General features: G+C 33.5%; 14 protein-coding genes and 1 tRNA gene. 14 read left to right on the plus strand and 1 reads right to left on the minus strand.

Translation table 11 applies throughout. The features are described 5' to 3' along the window. The first annotated feature begins 42 nt into the window (after positions 1 to 42). The 14 genes from N5D90_RS05265 to N5D90_RS05330 all read left to right on the plus strand — a co-directional run bounded on the left by N5D90_RS05265 (position 43) and on the right by N5D90_RS05330 (position 17753). A tRNA-Trp gene (locus N5D90_RS05265) sits at positions 43 to 113 on the plus strand. A gap of 15 nt (positions 114 to 128) precedes the next feature. Continuing rightward, the gene (gene secE, locus N5D90_RS05270) at positions 129 to 317 is read left to right on the plus strand and encodes a preprotein translocase subunit SecE (RefSeq protein WP_038331172.1); all 189 of its coding nucleotides are present in this window, start codon (positions 129 to 131) and stop codon (positions 315 to 317) included. Positions 318 to 349: 32 nt separating this feature from the next. After that, positions 350 to 898: a transcription termination/antitermination protein NusG gene (gene nusG, locus N5D90_RS05275; protein ID WP_038331068.1), complete on the plus strand. Its 549-nt coding sequence runs from the start codon at positions 350 to 352 to the stop codon at positions 896 to 898. 73 nt (positions 899 to 971) lie between these two features. Next, positions 972 to 1412, plus strand: coding sequence for a 50S ribosomal protein L11 (gene rplK / locus N5D90_RS05280; RefSeq protein WP_038331069.1), 441 nt, complete (start codon positions 972 to 974; stop codon positions 1410 to 1412). Between the two features lie 17 nt (positions 1413 to 1429). Beyond that, positions 1430 to 2125: a 50S ribosomal protein L1 gene (rplA, locus tag N5D90_RS05285; protein WP_038331070.1), complete on the plus strand. Its 696-nt coding sequence runs from the start codon at positions 1430 to 1432 to the stop codon at positions 2123 to 2125. A gap of 18 nt (positions 2126 to 2143) precedes the next feature. Continuing rightward, positions 2144 to 2656, plus strand: a complete 513-nt coding sequence (gene rplJ, locus N5D90_RS05290; RefSeq protein WP_052217500.1) for a 50S ribosomal protein L10 — start codon at positions 2144 to 2146, stop codon at positions 2654 to 2656. Between the two features lie 46 nt (positions 2657 to 2702). Further along, complete coding sequence (rplL, locus tag N5D90_RS05295; RefSeq protein ID WP_019974307.1) at positions 2703 to 3071, plus strand: 50S ribosomal protein L7/L12; 369 nt, start codon at positions 2703 to 2705, stop codon at positions 3069 to 3071. A 102-nt stretch (positions 3072 to 3173) separates the two neighbouring features. Further along, the gene (gene rpoB / locus N5D90_RS05300) at positions 3174 to 7016 is read left to right on the plus strand and encodes a DNA-directed RNA polymerase subunit beta (RefSeq protein ID WP_280061805.1); all 3843 of its coding nucleotides are present in this window, start codon (positions 3174 to 3176) and stop codon (positions 7014 to 7016) included. Positions 7017 to 7078: 62 nt separating this feature from the next. Further along, positions 7079 to 11356, plus strand: coding sequence for a DNA-directed RNA polymerase subunit beta' (gene rpoC / locus N5D90_RS05305; protein ID WP_280061806.1), 4278 nt, complete (start codon positions 7079 to 7081; stop codon positions 11354 to 11356). Beyond that, positions 11356 to 11649: a DUF3467 domain-containing protein gene (locus N5D90_RS05310; protein WP_038331074.1), complete on the plus strand. Its 294-nt coding sequence runs from the start codon at positions 11356 to 11358 to the stop codon at positions 11647 to 11649. Before rpoC ends, N5D90_RS05310 begins: the two co-directional genes overlap by 1 nt. Positions 11650 to 11884: 235 nt before the next feature. After that, positions 11885 to 13204, plus strand: coding sequence for a dihydrolipoamide acetyltransferase family protein (locus N5D90_RS05315; RefSeq protein ID WP_280061807.1), 1320 nt, complete (start codon positions 11885 to 11887; stop codon positions 13202 to 13204). A gap of 95 nt (positions 13205 to 13299) precedes the next feature. Further along, complete coding sequence (locus N5D90_RS05320; protein ID WP_280061808.1) at positions 13300 to 14496, plus strand: AraC family transcriptional regulator; 1197 nt, start codon at positions 13300 to 13302, stop codon at positions 14494 to 14496. Then, positions 14489 to 15583 (plus strand): hypothetical protein, encoded by a 1095-nt coding sequence (locus N5D90_RS05325; protein WP_280061809.1) that lies wholly within the window; start codon positions 14489 to 14491, stop codon positions 15581 to 15583. The genes N5D90_RS05320 and N5D90_RS05325 overlap by 8 nt, the downstream gene beginning before the upstream one ends. 136 nt (positions 15584 to 15719) lie before the next feature. Continuing rightward, entirely contained in the window at positions 15720 to 17753 is a 2034-nt protein-coding gene (locus N5D90_RS05330; protein ID WP_280061810.1) for a T9SS type A sorting domain-containing protein, read from the plus strand. 39 nt (positions 17754 to 17792) lie between these two features. On the opposite strand, the gene N5D90_RS05335 is transcribed toward N5D90_RS05330, so the two are convergent. Continuing rightward, positions 17793 to 18368, minus strand: coding sequence for a DUF3575 domain-containing protein (locus N5D90_RS05335; protein ID WP_280061811.1), 576 nt, complete (start codon positions 18366 to 18368; stop codon positions 17793 to 17795). Positions 18369 to 18450 lie beyond the last annotated feature (82 nt).

An 18450-nucleotide genomic window follows, 5' to 3' on the forward strand; every position in this document is an offset into this window, starting at 1 on the left:
AGAAGATGTGGTAATCTTCCATGATTACCACTCTTTTTATCTACGGGCATAGTTCAATGGTAGAATAGCGGTCTCCAAAACCGTTGATCAGGGTTCGAATCCTTGTGCCCGTGCTAAATGAAAACGATATGAAAGTCGTACAATATTTTAAAGATTCCTTTGTAGAATTTAAAGATCATGTTACATGGCCATCATTCTCAGATCTACAAAGAGACACAATTATTGTTGCAATAGCTACAGTTTTGTTAGCTATATTTTTATATGCGGTAGATACATTATTCACACAAGTGCTTAACTTTATCTACGGCGCTTTTTAGTTTGTAAAATATCCCGTTTAGTAATTAGAATCATGAGTGAAAAGAAATGGTATGTAATCAAGACTGTAGCTGGACAAGAGCTAAAAGTTAAGGATTATATTGAAAGAGAAATTCAGTACCAAAATTTGAATGATTATGTAGGACAAATTGTTGTTCCTATGGAAAAAGTGATTCAAATCCGTAACGGTAAAAAATATCAAAAGGAAAAAGTACACTTTCCTGGTTACATCATGATAGAAGCTGAACTTGTAGGGGAGATTCCTCACATGGTAAAGAATACATCAGGTGTAATTAGCTTTTTGAGTGCAACGAAAGGAGGTGATCCTGTACCAATGAGACAATCGGAAGTTAACCGAATGTTAGGTAAAGTTGACGAATTAGCAGAAAACATCGATACAAATTTAGGAATATCTTACATCGTAGGAGAAACTGTAAAAGTAATCGATGGACCATTCAATGGCTTCAACGGAACAGTTGAGAAAATCATTGAAGACAAACGTAAACTTGAAGTGATGGTTTTAATCTTCGGACGTAAAACACCACTAGAGTTAAGTTTTAACCAAGTTGAAAAGATTGCATAATCAATCCATCAACAAATTAAAAGTAGAAATTTAGGCTGCTTCCACATAACGCTTAATTTTAAGAATTAAAAAAATGGCAAAAAAAATTGAAAAAGTTGTAAAACTTCAAGTTAAAGGAGGACAAGCAAATCCTTCGCCACCAGTAGGGCCAGCTTTAGGTGCTGCAGGTGTTAACATCATGGAGTTTTGTAAACAATTTAATGGACGTACACAAGAAAAACAAGGTGCAGTGTTACCAGTTGTTATTACTGTGTATCAAGACAAATCATTCGATTTCGTAATTAAAACTCCACCAGCTGCTATTCAGTTAATGGAAGCTGCGAAATTGAAAAAAGCATCAGGAGTACCTAACCGTCAAAAAGTTGGTACTGTTACTTGGGATCAAGTTAGAGCTATTGCTGAAGACAAATTAGCGGACATGAACTGTTTTACTGTTGAATCTGCTATGAAAATGGTTGCTGGAACTGCACGTTCTATGGGTATAACTGTAAAAGGTGGGCAAGCTCCAGAATAATTAAAACATTTTAGGAAATGGCAAAGTTAACAAAAAGACAAAAAGAGGTATTAGCTAAAGTAGAAAAAAACAAACTTTACTCTATTGATGAAGCATCATCATTGGTAAAGGAAGTTAACTACGCTAAGTTTGATGCTTCTGTAGATATAGCAGTTCGTTTAGGTGTAGACCCTAAGAAAGCTAACCAAATGGTTCGTGGTGTAGTTTCATTACCACACGGAACAGGTAAAGATGTAAAAGTATTAGCATTAGTTACTCCAGACAAAGAAGCAGAAGCTAAAGCAGCAGGTGCAGACTATGTAGGATTAGACGAATACTTACAAAAAATTAAAGAAGGTTGGACAGATGTTGACGTTATCGTTACTATGCCAGCAGTTATGGGTAAATTAGGACCATTAGGACGTGTTTTAGGACCTCGTGGATTAATGCCTAACCCAAAATCAGGTACTGTAACTTTAGAAGTTGGTAAAGCCGTTTCTGAAGTAAAAGCAGGTAAAATCGACTTCAAAGTAGACCGTTACGGAATCATCCACGCTGCAGTTGGTAAAGTATCTTTCGATGCTGATAAAATTAAAGAAAATGCGAATGAATTAATTCAAACTTTAATTAAATTAAAACCAACAGCTGCTAAAGGAACATATGTAAAAAGCATCACGCTTTCTACAACTCAATCTGTAGGTGTATCAGTAGATCCAAAAAGTGTAAACGCTTAAAATTAGTAGATTATGGCAATGACAAAACAAGATAAAGCAAATATGATAGATGAATTGCAAGCTGTATTAGCAGAAGCAAAAATCATCTACTTAGCAGATATCGACGGATTAAACGCTGTTAATACTACTGAATTAAGAAGAGCTTGCTACAAAAGCAATGTATCTTTACGCGTAGTAAAAAACACTTTATTAAAGAAAGCTATGGAGCAAATCGAAGACAAAAACTTCGAAGAGCTTTACGGATCTTTAAAAGGAAATACAGCATTAATGACTGCTGAAGTTGGTAACGCACCAGCTAAAGTAATCGATACTTTCAGAAAAAAATCTGAAAAACCTATTTTAAAAGGAGCTTGGATTGAAGATAATACATTCGTAGGTGATGACAAATTACCACAATTAGTAGCATTGAAATCTCGCGAAGAATTAATCGCAGACATCATCATGTTACTTCAATCTCCAATCAAAACTGTTGTTTCTCAATTAGAGAACAAAGACGCTGCAAAAGCAGAAGAAGGAGCTTCAGAAGAATAAGACACACTCATATCAAATAAAAGTTTAAAAAACAAAAAGCATTAAAATGGCAGATTTAAAAAAATTAGCTGAAGAGTTAGTAAACTTAACAGTTTTAGAAGTTAATGAATTATCTACAATCTTAAAAGATGAGTACGGAATCGAACCAGCTGCTGCTGCTGTAGTTGTTGCTGCAGGTGGAGCAGGTGAAGCTGCTGAAGAGCAATCAGAATTCGACGTAATCTTAAAAGAAGCAGGTGCATCTAAATTAGCAGTTGTTAAATTAGTTAAAGAATTAACTGGTAAAGGATTAAAAGAAGCTAAAGATTTAGTAGATTCAACTCCAGCAACAGTTAAAGAAGCAGTTTCTAAAGACGAAGCTGAAGCTTTAAAGAAACAGCTAGAAGAAGCTGGTGCAGTAGTAGAATTGAAGTAATTTTTATTACTCAAAAATATAGGTTTGGACCTAACACAGGACGTGTTAGGTCTAAACCTTTTTACGCATAAAGTCATTATATAAACCAAAATTCATTCGAAATTGGCCACTAAAGCAACATTAAGCAACTCGACTGAGAAAAAAGAAAGATTGAACTTCTCTTCTGCAAAAGCAGTCGCTCAGTTCCCAGATTTCCTTGACATTCAGATCAAATCGTTTGAAGATTTTTTCCAGTTGGAAACAAGACCTGACCAACGAAAAAATGAAGGTCTTTACCGAACATTTGCTGAGAATTTTCCAATTACGGATACTCGCAATCAGTTTGTTTTAGAATTCTTAGATTATTTCGTAGATCCACCACGTTACACAATTGATGAGTGTATCGAAAGAGGATTAACGTACAGCGTACCATTGAAAGCTCGTCTTAAATTGTACTGTACGGACGAAGAACACGAAGATTTCGAAACTGTAGTGCAAGACGTATACTTAGGAACAATTCCTTACATGTCTCCTTCAGGATCATTCATTATTAATGGTGCAGAGCGTGTTATTGTATCTCAATTACACCGTTCTCCTGGGGTATTCTTCGGACAATCTTTCCACGCGAATGGTACAAAATTGTACTCATCTCGTATCATTCCTTTCAAAGGATCTTGGATTGAGTTCGCAACAGACATCAACAGCGTAATGTACGCTTACATCGATCGTAAGAAAAAGTTACCATTAACTACTTTATTACGTGCTATCGGATACGAAAGAGATAAAGATATCTTAGAAATTTTCGACTTAGCAGAAGAAGTAAAAGTTAATAAAGCTAATTTAAAGAAAGTTGTAGGTCGTAAACTTGCTGCACGTGTATTAAATACATGGCACGAGGATTTCGTAGATGAAGATACAGGAGAAGTTGTATCTATCGAGCGTAATGAAATTATCTTAGACCGTGAAACAATCTTAGAGAAAGATCACATCGATCAAATCGTAGATTCTGGTGTTAAGACGATCTTATTACACAAAGAAGACATCAATTCTGCTGATTATGGAATTATCCATAATACTTTACAAAAAGACCCTACTAATACTGAAAAAGAGGCAGTAGAGTATATCTATAGACAATTACGTAACGCTGAGCCACCAGATGAGGAAACAGCAAGAGGAATTATTGACAAATTATTCTTCTCTGATCAACGTTATTCATTAGGTGAAGTAGGTCGTTACAGATTAAATAAAAAATTAGGCTTAAGCATTAGCGAGGACGTACAAGTATTGACTCGTGAAGATATCATTTCGATTATTAAATATTTAATCGAATTAATCAACTCTAAAGCAGAGGTGGATGATATCGACCACTTATCTAACCGTCGTGTAAGAACGGTAGGTGAGCAAATGGCAAGCCAATTCGGAGTAGGTTTAGCTCGTATGGCTAGAACTATCCGCGAAAGAATGAATGTTCGTGACAACGAGGTGTTTACACCAATCGATTTGATTAATGCTAAAACATTATCATCTGTTATCAACTCATTCTTCGGAACGAACCAGTTATCTCAGTTCATGGACCAAACAAATCCATTATCAGAGATTACAAACAAACGTCGTTTATCAGCATTAGGACCTGGAGGTTTATCAAGAGAAAGAGCGGGATTCGAGGTACGTGACGTACACCACACTCATTACGGACGTTTATGTCCAATTGAAACTCCTGAGGGACCAAACATTGGTTTGATTTCGTCATTATGTGTATTCGCTAAAGTTAATAACTTAGGGTTCATCGAAACACCGTACAGAAAAGTAGAAGATGGAAAAGTGGACGTCGAATCAGCACCAATCTATTTAACTGCGGAAGAGGAGGAATCAAAAGTAATTGCTCAAGCCAATATCGACATGACAGACGATGGTACTATTGCTACTGAACGTGTAACTGCTCGTGAAGATGGGGATTTCCCTGTTGTAACGCCAGCAGAAGTTGATTTAATTGACGTTGCACCTAACCAGATTGCTTCTATCTCAGCATCATTAATTCCTTTCTTGGAGCATGATGACGCCAACCGTGCGTTAATGGGATCGAACATGATGCGTCAGGCAGTTCCATTATTAAAACCTCAAGCACCAATTGTAGGTACTGGATTAGAAAAACAAGTTGCAAAAGATTCAAGAATCTTAGTAAATGCAGAACGTGAAGGTACAGTAACTTATGTTGATGCTGACATTATAACAATTAAATATGATCGTTCAGAAGACGAAGAATTAGTAAGCTTCGATACTGCTGAGAAAACATATAATTTAACAAAATTCAGAAAGACGAATCAAGGAACTACAATTACGTTGAAACCAATTGTAAAAGTTGGTGATCGTGTAGAGAAAGGACAAGTTTTATCTGAAGGTTATGCAACAGAAGGAGGAGAATTAGCAATTGGTCGTAACATGGTTGTTGCCTTCATGCCTTGGCAAGGGTACAACTTCGAGGATGCCATTGTAATCTCTGAGAAAGCTGTTCGCGAAGACTGGTTTACATCTATCCACATCGATGAATATTCATTAGATGTACGTGATACAAAATTAGGTATGGAAGAATTAACTTCAGACATTCCTAACGTTTCGGAAGAGGCTACAAAAGACTTAGACGAAAACGGTATGATCCGTATCGGAGCAGAAGTAAAACCTGGTGATATCTTGATTGGTAAGATTACTCCAAAAGGAGAATCTGATCCAACTCCAGAAGAAAAATTATTACGTGCGATTTTTGGTGACAAAGCAGGTGATGTAAAAGATGCTTCTCTTAAAGCTTCTCCATCATTACGTGGTGTTGTTATCGACAAAAAATTATTCTCACGTAGTATTAAGGATAAACGCAAACGTTCTCAAGACAAAGCTATCATTGATAGTGTAGAAGCTGAGTACGACGTTAAATTCAACGAATTAAGAGAGATTTTATTAGAGAAATTATACGTTTTATTAAACGGAAAAACTTCTCAAGGTATTTACAACGACTTGAACGAAGAAGTAATCAAGAAAGGTGTAAAATACACGCAAAAAATCTTATCTAATGTTGAAGATTTCTTAAACTTAACTGGAGCAGAATCTCTTTGGACAACAGACGAGGATAAGAACGAATTAGTAAAAGAATTGTTACATAATTACAAAATTAAGTACAATGATTTACAAGGAGCACTTAACCGCGAAAGATTTACAATTTCTGTTGGAGACGAGTTACCTGCAGGTATCGTTAAATTAGCGAAAATCTACATTGCGAAAAAACGTAAACTAAGAGTAGGGGATAAAATGGCAGGACGTCACGGTAACAAAGGTATTGTTGCACGTATCGTTCGCGACGAAGATATGCCTTTCTTAGAAGACGGAACGCCAGTAAATATCGTGCTTAACCCACTTGGGGTACCATCTCGTATGAATATCGGTCAGATTTATGAAACGGTATTAGGATGGGCTGGACTTAAAATGGGTCAAAAATTTGCTACACCTATCTTCGACGGTGCTGAAATCGCTGATATCGATCGCATCACAGAAGAAGCAGGTATTCCAAAACACGGTACAACATATTTATATGATGGTAACACTGGAGAACGTTTTGATCAAAAAGCTACTGTAGGTGTGATTTACATGTTGAAATTAGGACACATGGTTGATGATAAAATGCACGCGCGTTCTATCGGACCATACTCATTAATTACTCAACAACCATTAGGAGGTAAAGCACAATTCGGTGGACAACGTTTCGGAGAGATGGAGGTTTGGGCATTAGAAGCATTTGGTGCATCTAATATCTTACGCGAAATCTTAACAGTTAAGTCGGATGACGTAATTGGACGTGCGAAAACTTACGAAGCAATCGTAAAAGGAGAGCCAATGCCAGAACCTGGTATTCCAGAATCATTTAACGTATTGTTACATGAATTACAAGGTCTTGGATTAGACATAAACTTGGAAGAATAATAGGGCAACCTATTATTCTACCTTTTTCGTTATAATAATATAATTGTTAGATACATTTCTATATGTCAACAAAAAATAAAACAAGTCAATTCTCAAAAATCCGTATCGGGTTAGCTTCTCCAGAATCGATTCTTCAAGAATCTAAAGGTGAAGTTTTAAAACCTGAAACGATTAACTATAGAACGCACAAACCAGAGCGTGACGGGTTATTCTGTGAGCGTATCTTTGGACCTGTAAAAGATTACGAATGTGCCTGCGGAAAATATAAAAGAATCCGTTATAAAGGTATCGTTTGTGACCGTTGTGGGGTTGAAGTTACTGAAAAGAAAGTTCGTCGTGAGCGTATTGGACACATCAATCTTGTTGTGCCAATTGCACATATTTGGTATTTCCGTTCATTACCAAACAAAATTGGTTACATCTTAGGATTACCATCTAAGAAATTAGATATGGTAATTTACTACGAAAGATATGTAGTGATTCAAGCAGGTATCGCAAAAGGACCAGAAGGTGAAGAATTAAATAGATTAGATTTCTTATCAGAAGAAGAGTATTTAGATATTTTAGAAACTCTTCCAATCGAGAATCAATATCTAGAAGATACAGATCCTAATAAATTCGTTGCGAAAATGGGTGCTGAAGCATTAGAAGACCTATTATCTCGTATCAATTTGGATGAGTTATCTTACGAATTAAGACACAAAGCACATAACGAAACTTCTAAACAACGTCGTACAGAAGCGTTAAAACGTTTACAAGTTGTTGAGTCGTTACGTGAGTCAAATATGCACCACGTAAACCGTCCAGAATGGATGGTAATGCGCGTTATTCCGGTTATTCCACCAGAATTACGTCCATTAGTTCCATTAGATGGTGGTCGTTTTGCAACATCAGATTTAAATGATTTATATCGTCGTGTAATTATCCGTAACAATCGTTTGAAACGATTAATGGAAATCAAAGCGCCAGAAGTAATCTTACGTAATGAAAAACGTATGTTACAAGAAGCGGTTGATTCATTATTCGATAACACACGTAAAGCATCTGCTGTAAAAGCTGATGGTAACCGTCCGTTAAAATCATTATCTGATTCATTAAAAGGTAAACAAGGTCGTTTCCGTCAAAACTTATTAGGTAAACGTGTGGATTATTCTGCTCGTTCTGTAATTGTTGTTGGACCAACACTTAAGTTACACGAATGTGGTTTACCAAAAGATATGGCAGCTGAATTATACAAACCATTCGTAGTTCGTAAATTAATCGAGCGTGGAATTGTAAAAACAGTTAAATCGGCTAAGAAAATTATCGATAGAAAAGAGCCAGTTGTTTGGGATATTTTAGAAAATGTAATCAAAGGTCACCCAGTTTTATTAAACCGTGCCCCTACGTTACACCGTTTAGGTATCCAAGCATTCCAACCGAAATTAATCGAAGGTAAAGCAATTCGTTTACACCCATTAGTGTGTACTGCCTTCAATGCCGATTTCGATGGTGACCAGATGGCCGTTCACTTACCATTAGGACCAGAAGCTGTTTTAGAAGCACAATTATTAATGTTGGCTTCTCAAAATATTTTGAATCCTGCTAATGGTTCTCCAATTACTGTACCTTCTCAGGATATGGTTTTAGGTCTTTACTACATGACGAAAATTCGTCGTACTGACCACCAATTTACAGTAAAAGGTGAAGGATTAACTTTCTATTCAGACGAAGAAGTTCAAATTGCATACAACGAAGGAGCTGTTGACTTAAACGCCCCAATTCGTGTAAAAGGAACAATTCGTGTAGGAGAGGAGTTAGTAGAAAATCAATTAATCGAAACTTCAGTAGGACGTGTGTTATTCAACCAAATTGTTCCGAAACAAGTAGGTTATATTAATGAAGTATTAACGAAAAAATCGTTACGTACAATTATTAATAAAATCATCAAGATTACAGATTTCCCTACAACGGCTGCTTTCTTAGATGATATGAAACAATTAGGATACCGTAATGCCTTCGAGGGTGGTTTATCATTCTCATTAGGAGATATCTTAATCCCAGAACAAAAGAAAGACCTTATCTCTGGTGCGATCAACCAAGTTGAGAACATTAAGATGAACTATAACATGGGTCTTATTACAAATAACGAACGTTACAACCAAGTTATTGATGTTTGGACAACAACAAACGCAACATTAACAGAAATTGTAATGAAACGTATGACAGAAGATCAACAAGGATTTAACTCAGTATTCATGATGCTTGATTCTGGAGCGCGTGGATCTAAAGAGCAAATTCGTCAGTTATCAGGTATGCGTGGATTGATGGCTAAACCTCAAAAAGCTGGTTCTACTGGTGGGGATATCATCGAAAACCCAATTATCTCTAACTTCCGTGAAGGTCTGTCTATCTTAGAGTACTTTATTTCTTCGCACGGTGCGCGTAAAGGTCTTGCCGATACTGCCTTAAAAACTGCCGATGCTGGATACTTGACTCGTCGTTTAGTTGACGTTGCACAAGACGTTATCGTAATGCACGAAGATTGTGGTACATTAAGAGGTTTAGAAGTTACTGCACTTAAGAAAAAAGAAGAAATCATCGAAAGTTTATCTTCTCGTGTATTAGGTCGTACTTCATTAAATGATATTTACAACCCAGATAATGGTGAATTAATCATTTCTGCTGGTAACATTATTACAGAAGATGTTGGTGATGCTTTAGAAGCAGCTGGTATCGAAAATGTAGAAGTTCATTCTCCATTAACTTGTGAAGCGAAAACTGGAATTTGTGCTAAATGTTACGGACGTAACTTAGCTACAGGTAAAGGTGTTCAGAAAGGTGAATCAGTTGGTGTAGTTGCTGCACAATCTATTGGTGAGCCTGGTACACAGTTAACATTACGTACTTTCCACGTTGGGGGTACTGCGGGTAACGTTTCTGAGCAAAATACAATTAATGCTAAAGTTGACGGTACAGTTGAGTTTGACGACTTACGTACTGTTGAATCGACAGATGATGCAGGTAACAAAGTAGATACAGTTGTTTCTCGTTCTACAGAGATGAAAGTAATTGACGATTTAGGAAACGTTCGTCAACAAACTAACATCGCTTACGGTACTATCTTATCTGTTAAAAACGGAGCTAAAGTTCAAAAAGGTCAAGAGATTGCAAGTTGGGACCCTTATAATGGGGTTATCATCGCGGAATCTACTGGTAAAATCGAGTACGAACAATTAGAGCAAGGGGTAACTTTCCAAATTGAAATCGATGAGCAAACAGGATTCCAAGAAAAAGTTATTTCTGAATCACGTAATAAAAAATTAGTTCCAGCGTTAAGAGTTATCACGATTGATGGTGAAGAAAAAACATACAACTTACCAGTAGGTGCACACTTAATGGTAAATGATGGAGAAAAAATTAATGCAGGTAAAATCTTAGTTAAGATTCCTCGTAAGTCAGCTAAATCTGGCGATATTACAGGAGGTTTACCTCGTATTACAGAGTTGTTAGAGGCTCGTAATCCATCTAACCCATCAGTTGTTTGTGAAATGGATGGAGTTGTATCTTTCGGTAAAATAAAACGTGGTAACCGCGAAATCATCGTTGAATCTAAAAATGGTGAAATCCGTCGTTACTTAGTTAAATTATCAGCACAAATCTTAGTTCAAGAAAATGACTTCGTACGTGCAGGTGAGCCTTTATCAGATGGAGCAATTACACCAGAAGATATTTTAAGAATCTTGGGACCAACAGCGGTTCAAGAATACTTAGTAAACGAGATTCAAGATGTATACCGTTTACAAGGGGTAAAAATCGATGACAAACACTTCGAAATTATCGTACGTCAAATGTTACGTAAAGTTCGTATTGTAGATTCAGGAGATTCAAGATTCTTAGAAGATAGTTTAGAGCACAAAGATGATTTCATGCAAGAAAACGATCGTTTATTCGGAATGAAAGTCGTAGAAGATGCTGGTGATTCTGACACATTAAGTGCAGGACAAATCATCACAGTTCGCGAATTACGTGACGAAAACTCTAAATTAAAACGTGAAGACAAAAACTTAGTAACAGCTCGTGAAGCTTTACCTGCAACAGCAGAAGCAGTTTTACAAGGTATTACAAGAGCGTCTTTACAAACTAAATCTTTCATGTCTGCGGCATCGTTCCAGGAAACTACAAAAGTTCTTAACGAAGCAGCTGTAGCTGGTAAAGTAGACGGTTTAGTAGGATTAAAAGAAAACGTTATTGTTGGACACTTAATTCCTGCCGGAACTGGATTAAAAGAGTATCAAAACATCATCGTAGGATCTAACCGTGAATACGAGGAATTAATAAACGCAAAACAAGAATTATAATGTCAGAAAATCAACAAAACGAAGGATTAAACATTGAGTTAAACGAATTAGTAGCTCAAGGTGTTTATGCTACAGGAGCAATCATCAACCACTCACCATCTGAGTTCGTTGTAGATTTCGTTCAATTTTTACCAGGTGCTAGACCATCAGTAAAATCAAGAATTATTTTGTCTCCATTACAAGCAAAACAATTATCTCAATCGTTAGCAGAAAACGTAACTAACTTCGAGAAAAGCTTTGGTGAAATCAAAGAACCTCAAGTAAACAACGGTACTGCAACTTACGAAGCTTAAGAATCATTCTTAATATTTCAAAAAGTCCCTCAATCTTAGATTGGGGGATTTTTTTATGCAATCAAAACTATCAAATCATTAAAAATAATCTTATAAAAGTTATCTCAATTATTAAATTGATAATTATTTGTGATATTAATACGAATAATTTAAAAATAAAATACATTAATCTTTTTAACAGTATTTTTTTGAATCGAAAAAATGTTTAGATTTGTATTTAGCAAATAACACAAGAATGTCTGACTATAAATTAATTCTACCTTCTATGGGAGAAGGTGTAATGGAAGCTACTGTAACAAATTGGATCAAGAATATTGGTGATTCGATTAGTGAAGATGAATCGGTTGTAGAAATCGCAACTGATAAAGTAGATTCTGATGTTCCTTCGCCAGTGGCGGGAGTTTTAAAAGAAATCTTAGTTCCGGTAGATGGAATTGCAAAAGTAGGTGAGCCTATCGCAATTTTGTCTGTTGATGGAGTTGTAGAACAAGCTGATTCGGCAGAAGAAGTAGATACAAATAGCGATCAGGAAATTGCTGATGCTGCAAAATCTATAGAGGCTGAAGTTGCAACAATCAAAACTGAAACGGTTATTACTTCGTCTGATGATAAATTTTATTCTCCTTTAGTAAAATCTATTGCGAAAGAAGAAGGTGTTTCTCAGGCTGAGTTAGATCAAATTTCAGGTTCTGGAAAAGACGGACGTGTAACGAAAGATGATATTTTAAATTTCGTTAAAAATAGAGGTAATCAACCAGCGAAACCAGTTGCTACGACTTCTGTTGCTGCACCAGTTGCTCAACCTCAAGCACCACAAGTGCAATCTGCGCCAATTTCTGTTGGTGAAGGTGATGAAATCATCGAAATGGATAGAATGCGTAAGATTATTGCGCAAAATATGCTACAAGCAAAACAAATTGCTCCACACGTAACGTCTTTCGTAGAAGTTGATATGACGAATATTGTATTGTGGAGAGATAAAAATAAAAATGAGTTTCAGAAGAAACATGGTGAGAAAATTACCTTCATGCCAATTTTTATTGAAGCAGTAGCAAAAGCAATTCAAGATTTCCCAATGATTAATGTTTCGGTTGATGGAGATAAAATCATCAAAAAGAAAAATATCAATATTGGAATGGCAGCAGCCTTACCAAGTGGAAATTTAATTGTACCTGTTATAAAAAATGCAGATCAATTTAATTTAGCGGGGTTAGCTTCTCAAGTAAATGATTTAGCAAATCGTTCTCGTAACAATAAGTTGAAACCAGCAGAAATTCAAGGAGGAACGTATACAATTACAAATATTGGTTCTTTCGGAAATACATTAGGAACGCCAATTATTCCTCAACCACAAGTCGCTATTTTGGCTGTTGGTGCAATTGTGAAAAAACCTGCGGTTATCGAAACTCCACAAGGAGATATGATTGCAATTCGTCACAAAATGTACTTATCTCATGCTTACGATCACCGTGTTGTGGATGGCGCTTTAGGAGGTATGTTTGTAAAACGTGTTGCCGAATATCTTGAGGCTTTCGATATGAATACGCCTGTGTAATATTAGAATCATAAAAAAACGTATATAACATCTTAAAAACTCTGATTAAGTCAGAGTTTTTTTTATTTTTACAATTAGGTTTAGTTGTAATGAAGATGAGATTTATCTATCTACTTGTTTTATTTTTTTCTGTATACTGTTTTTCTCAAGATGTTGAGGAGAATAATGCGTTCTATAAAGAAGCTGTGGAGAAATTAAAAATAGATAATTCTAAAAGTATTAAGATATATGAATACTTGATTAACAATTCTGCAAACACCATTCAAAAATTAAATTATCAACTCGATTTAGTAAAAATAAAAGTATACGTTTCTAAAGATACAGAGGCTTTAGATATTTTTTTCGCGATTGAACCAGAAGTTTTAGCATCAAATAATCAAGAATTGAAAGATCGATACTATCTTATAGGATCAGATTTATTTTATTATTTAGGGTTTAAGGAAGAATCGAAGAAACTGTTAAATAAAGTCAAAACAAAAGATAGTTCTTGGATAAATGATACTAGAAACAAGTTTATTAATCTTAAATATGATTTATCTTTTAGTCCAATTATATCAAAAAAAATAAATAATTTGAACGAAGCAAATGCTACGATTGACAGTTTGCAGATTGCAAATGAAGTTGAACGATTTATTTTGTTAAAAAGAATTCAAAATTATTTTTTATCTACTAATTCTCTTAAAGAATATGCGATTTATACGAGTCAATTAAATGAATTAGCAGAGCGTTTGAATGTTGAAAAGAAAACAACTCAAAATTATTTAGTCAATAAACTTATTGATCAACAAAAATCTCAAAAAGAGATTAAAGAAAAACATTTAAAAAGAGCTTCTGTTGTTTTATCTATTGTATTTATATTAATCATTATAACGTTGATTTTTTATAAGAAAAAGAAGCGAATAGAAGAAAATATAGTTAAAACAAATCTAATTTCTGATAAAGTTGAAAGCGAAATTTTAATGAAATTAGAAAATTTTGAGAAAAATAAAGGTTTTCTAAATCCTACGATCACGATTTCAATTTTAGCCAAAGATTTAGATACAAATATTAAGTATTTATCATCTATTTTAAATAATGTAAAACAGAAAAGTTTTAATAATTACATTAATGAATTGCGCATAGATTACATCGTAAAAATATTAAAAGAAGATAAAAAATTTCGGTTATATAAAATTAGTCATTTAGCTAAAGAAAGCGGCTTTATATCTCAGAGTAGTTTTACCACTTTTTTTAAATTAGTAACAGGTGTTACACCTTCTGTTTTTGTAAAAAATTTAAATGAAGATGAATAATATAATTTTAACCTTACTTTTTTTATTCGGAACTTCTTTCAGTTTTGCTCAGAAATCAGATAGTGTGAGAATTGCTTACGATTATGTTTATTTTAATCCGCAAAAAGCGATTGAAATGGCAAATCGTATTATAAAAACTTCAGAAAATAAAGACGATCAAATTACTGCTCGATTAATCAAAACAAATGCATATAGTTCTTTAGATGATACTTATAATGCGTTGAAATACGCATTTGAAACATATGATTATGTTAAAAAAGAGAAAGATACTTTTAATGAAGCTAGAATTTTAGGAAGAATAGGTGAGCTTTTTCAATTGTATGGATTTAATACTCAATCTCGCTATTATCTCGAGAAATCTGAAAATTTAATTCTTTCGAAAGAATTTTCGGAAGAAAAAAGACCAATGTATTTAGGGAATATTTACGGAATAAAAGGAAATGGATATAAAGATGATTTAGATTGTGATTTTGCTTTAAAATATTACGATAAATCGATCAAATCTTATAAGAGTAGAGAATTAAATCAAAGTACATTAAACAATTTAGCATTAGTTTATATTGAGAAATCAAATTGTTTAATTGATAAATCGATCTTAGATTCTGCTACATTGTACTTAGATGAAGCTTTTTTTGTTATTAAAAAGAATAATCTAAAAGAATATGATCAGTCTGCCAAAACTAGCTTGGCAAGGATTTATCAAGCAAAAAAAGATTATATATATTCCAATCAACTTTTGAAAGAAGTTTTAAAAGAAATAAAAGCTTCGGAACCTATTAGTGTAAATTTGTATGTATATAGAATTTTGGCACAAAATGCTTTTTATCAACAAGATTATATTGCTTACAAAAAATATATAGATTATATCAAAAAAATAAATTTGCAATTGGAAAAAAGTAATCAAGAAGCAAAAGAGAAAAGCCTAAATTTTTTGTTATATAAAGATCAAGGATTCTGGTATAACTTATCTTTTTTTAAACTGCCATTAGTCTTATTACTTGTCATTATTTTTCTACTATTTCTAAAAAATAGTAGAAATCAGAATTTTTTAAATTTAAAATCTATTTTCAGAAATAATAAAGGTTAATTTATTTATTATTAATTAATTATATTGTTTTTAGTGTTGATGAATTTAAGTAAAATTCATTTAAATTAGAGCTAATTCAATTTCATATTCAATAATTATTTTTTTCATTTGAAAAAATTAAATAACACATTGAATTATGAAGAAGACTTTTATTCTATTGGCAACAATTTTTGGGTTATGCTCAACTACTTATGCGCAAACAATTTTCGAAAAATCGAATACTATAGTTTTTGAAAGAATAAAGAAGGATAAGAAAGAGACGTTAAAAAGAAATTTTGACTGGACAACTTATAATAGAGGAAAAGATATTAATTCTTTTGGAGAATTTTCTCAAGTTAATAGTTCTGTGAAAAGTAGAGCGACTGAGCAGAATGATATAAAACCTTTTGGAAATATAAATGCACAACGTTGGGCATATGGAAAAAATGTAGATAATAATGAAACGATTTTGTTTTCTATTGATTCTAAATATGGACCAAATGCAACATTTACATTAAAAACATATACGGATGATTTAAAAGTAGATAAACAATTTACAATTAGTATTCCAGAAACAACAACAAGAGCAGAAGCAATCGCAGATTTTTCAGCAAAAATATTAGACAATAATGATAAATTAATTGTTGGGGTTTATGTGCATTTTACAGATGGAGGACAAGGTCCAGAATCTGTAAAAGATCAAATTTGGTTTGTAAATGAAGCAGGAGAAGTTTTATATAAAGAGGATACTACTTCTGCAGAGTTTTTAACAGATTCGAAAGGAAAACAACAAGCGTATACTTATAAAACGAATGATGATTTTGTAACAATTAAGAAAATTAATTTAACTGATACATCGAAAAATTTAGAATATAAAATTCCATTTAGTCTTGCTAATTTTTATGTAGGAATGCCAATAGTACATAAAAATTTGAATGGAAAAGATTATGTAGTTTTAGCGCGTTATACTGAACAATTAGTTGATAATTCAACATTAGAATTTAATACAAATGCAAAATTTGCTTTAGATTTCATTGATGCAGAAACGTTTGTTTTAGATAAAACATATACTTTACCAGTAATCGGATTTGATGAAGAAAATCCGTACACAATTCCGATGGCTACTTTTGGATTGTTCTATAATACTGATAAATACGATATTTCATCTAATATTTATAATACGGATAGTAAATTAGAGTTTACTTATGGTTCATATATTTATGATTTGATGGCTGATAAAGAGTCGTATAATTATTTTGTTGTGAATGAAGATGGTACTATTTTAAAATCACTTACCGAAGATGTCGTAGCTGGTGGTATAGAAACTGGGATCGAATTAATAGAGATACCAAATCAAAAAGATCAAGTAGCAATGTTAGTTGACCAAAATGGTGAAGGAGGATCTAATGTTAAAATATATAATTTACCAGATTTCGAGTTAGCACAAGATTTTCCAGTATTATATAATGATGATATTTTGTCTCTTAATATGAATAGAATTCCAAGCGATAATTCTTTTAATTATGTAGTTGGTTTAAACGCAGGTGAAATGGATGGAGATAAAGCATTTGGTCTTGTAAAACATTATGATGCGAAAGGTGTAGAAGTGAAAAAAGTCAGATTACCAATTACTCTTGAAACAGAATTATTTGCTCCGTTTTTAAATGCATTAACGTTAAATCCAACTATTGTTAATGATGATGATAAGATAGAATATGTGTATGCTTATCAAGATAGAGAAAACGGTGTTGCAGCGAATACATATGGTATTGCGCAAGATGAGAATAATGTTTTAGCAATGTTCTCAGGAAGAACAGAAAGAGGAAACATAACGACAATAGGTTATGGTATGAATAAAAAAGGAGAATTTGATCGTTTATATGCTTATTATGGAAGCGATTATTCTGCTACATCATTTATAACAGATTTCTATAAATTTCCTTTTGAAAGTTTAGCAGTTAATGATATTCAAAAAAATACACAATCAATAAAATATTTGAGTAACGTAAAAGAAATCCGAGTTGATTATGATTATGAGACATATCAAGTATTTAATATGAGTGGAAACTTAATTTCTTCAGGAAATTCTTCTAAAACAATTTTTACAAACGGATGGAATAAAGGAGTTTATGTCATCAAAACAATAGACAAACAAGGTAAAGCTAATACAGCAAAAATCTTAGTTTTCTAATTCTAATTAACACTAATTATGAAAAAAATCCAACTAATTTTAGTTGGATTTTTTTCGTTTAAATTTATAAGTAAGCATTACGCCGCCTTTGTACAGAATCCATTCTCCACTTTTGTTGAATGATTGTGCAGAATCATACCGTCCGAAATTAGGAGAATCTTCTTTATAATAACCTTTGTAATTTCCTTGAGAGTGCCCTCCTCCAACAAAAACATCTAATCCCCAATGTTCGTTGATTTTGACTTGATATCCAATTGTAGCTCCTGTTAAAATTGCTATTCCTCGTTGGTATTTATCAGTGTTCCAATAATTCCATTTTTGAAGATCAAAGAAACCAACACCAATATTTGGACCTACATAAAACTTACTAAATGATTTATCAAAGTAATACCTACCTTCACCAAAAGCCATATACATTTGTAAATGATTTCCTGCAAATGATTTCCAAGGAGAGATAAATCCGTCAGCTTGCAAAGTTATTCTATCTGTAATTGCATGTTCAACACCAAGATTTACCATTGCGAGTGGCATTGTTAAAGCATTAGCTTTTATTTGTGTTTCACCTTTTTGAGCAAAAATTGTGGCGGGAAATAACAACCAAATTAATTTATTCATATGTATTTTATATTTGTTTGCTAGGCTAAGGTAAAAAAAGCAGTTTATTTAGATGTTAATTCAAGCTTTTTTATAACTTTAC

This window comes from Empedobacter sp. GD03797 (assembly GCF_029842105.1).
Taxonomy (GTDB): Bacteria; Bacteroidota; Bacteroidia; order Flavobacteriales; family Weeksellaceae; genus Empedobacter; species Empedobacter falsenii_C.

Excerpts from the sequence above, each read along its gene's own strand:
- secE (WP_038331172.1), top strand. The coding sequence starts at position 129 with ATGAAAGTCGTACAATATTTTAAAGATTCCTTTGTAGAATTTAAAGAT.
- nusG (WP_038331068.1), top strand. The coding sequence starts at position 350 with ATGAGTGAAAAGAAATGGTATGTAATCAAGACTGTAGCTGGACAAGAG.
- rplK (WP_038331069.1), top strand. The coding sequence starts at position 972 with ATGGCAAAAAAAATTGAAAAAGTTGTAAAACTTCAAGTTAAAGGAGGA.
- rplA (WP_038331070.1), top strand. The coding sequence starts at position 1,430 with ATGGCAAAGTTAACAAAAAGACAAAAAGAGGTATTAGCTAAAGTAGAA.
- rplJ (WP_052217500.1), top strand. The coding sequence starts at position 2,144 with ATGACAAAACAAGATAAAGCAAATATGATAGATGAATTGCAAGCTGTA.
- rplL (WP_019974307.1), top strand. The coding sequence starts at position 2,703 with ATGGCAGATTTAAAAAAATTAGCTGAAGAGTTAGTAAACTTAACAGTT.
- rpoC (WP_280061806.1), top strand. The coding sequence starts at position 7,079 with ATGTCAACAAAAAATAAAACAAGTCAATTCTCAAAAATCCGTATCGGG.
- N5D90_RS05310 (WP_038331074.1), top strand. The coding sequence starts at position 11,356 with ATGTCAGAAAATCAACAAAACGAAGGATTAAACATTGAGTTAAACGAA.
- N5D90_RS05315 (WP_280061807.1), top strand. The coding sequence starts at position 11,885 with ATGTCTGACTATAAATTAATTCTACCTTCTATGGGAGAAGGTGTAATG.
- N5D90_RS05320 (WP_280061808.1), top strand. The coding sequence starts at position 13,300 with ATGAGATTTATCTATCTACTTGTTTTATTTTTTTCTGTATACTGTTTT.
- N5D90_RS05325 (WP_280061809.1), top strand. The coding sequence starts at position 14,489 with ATGAATAATATAATTTTAACCTTACTTTTTTTATTCGGAACTTCTTTC.
- N5D90_RS05330 (WP_280061810.1), top strand. The coding sequence starts at position 15,720 with ATGAAGAAGACTTTTATTCTATTGGCAACAATTTTTGGGTTATGCTCA.
- N5D90_RS05335 (WP_280061811.1), bottom strand. The coding sequence starts at position 18,368 with ATGAATAAATTAATTTGGTTGTTATTTCCCGCCACAATTTTTGCTCAA.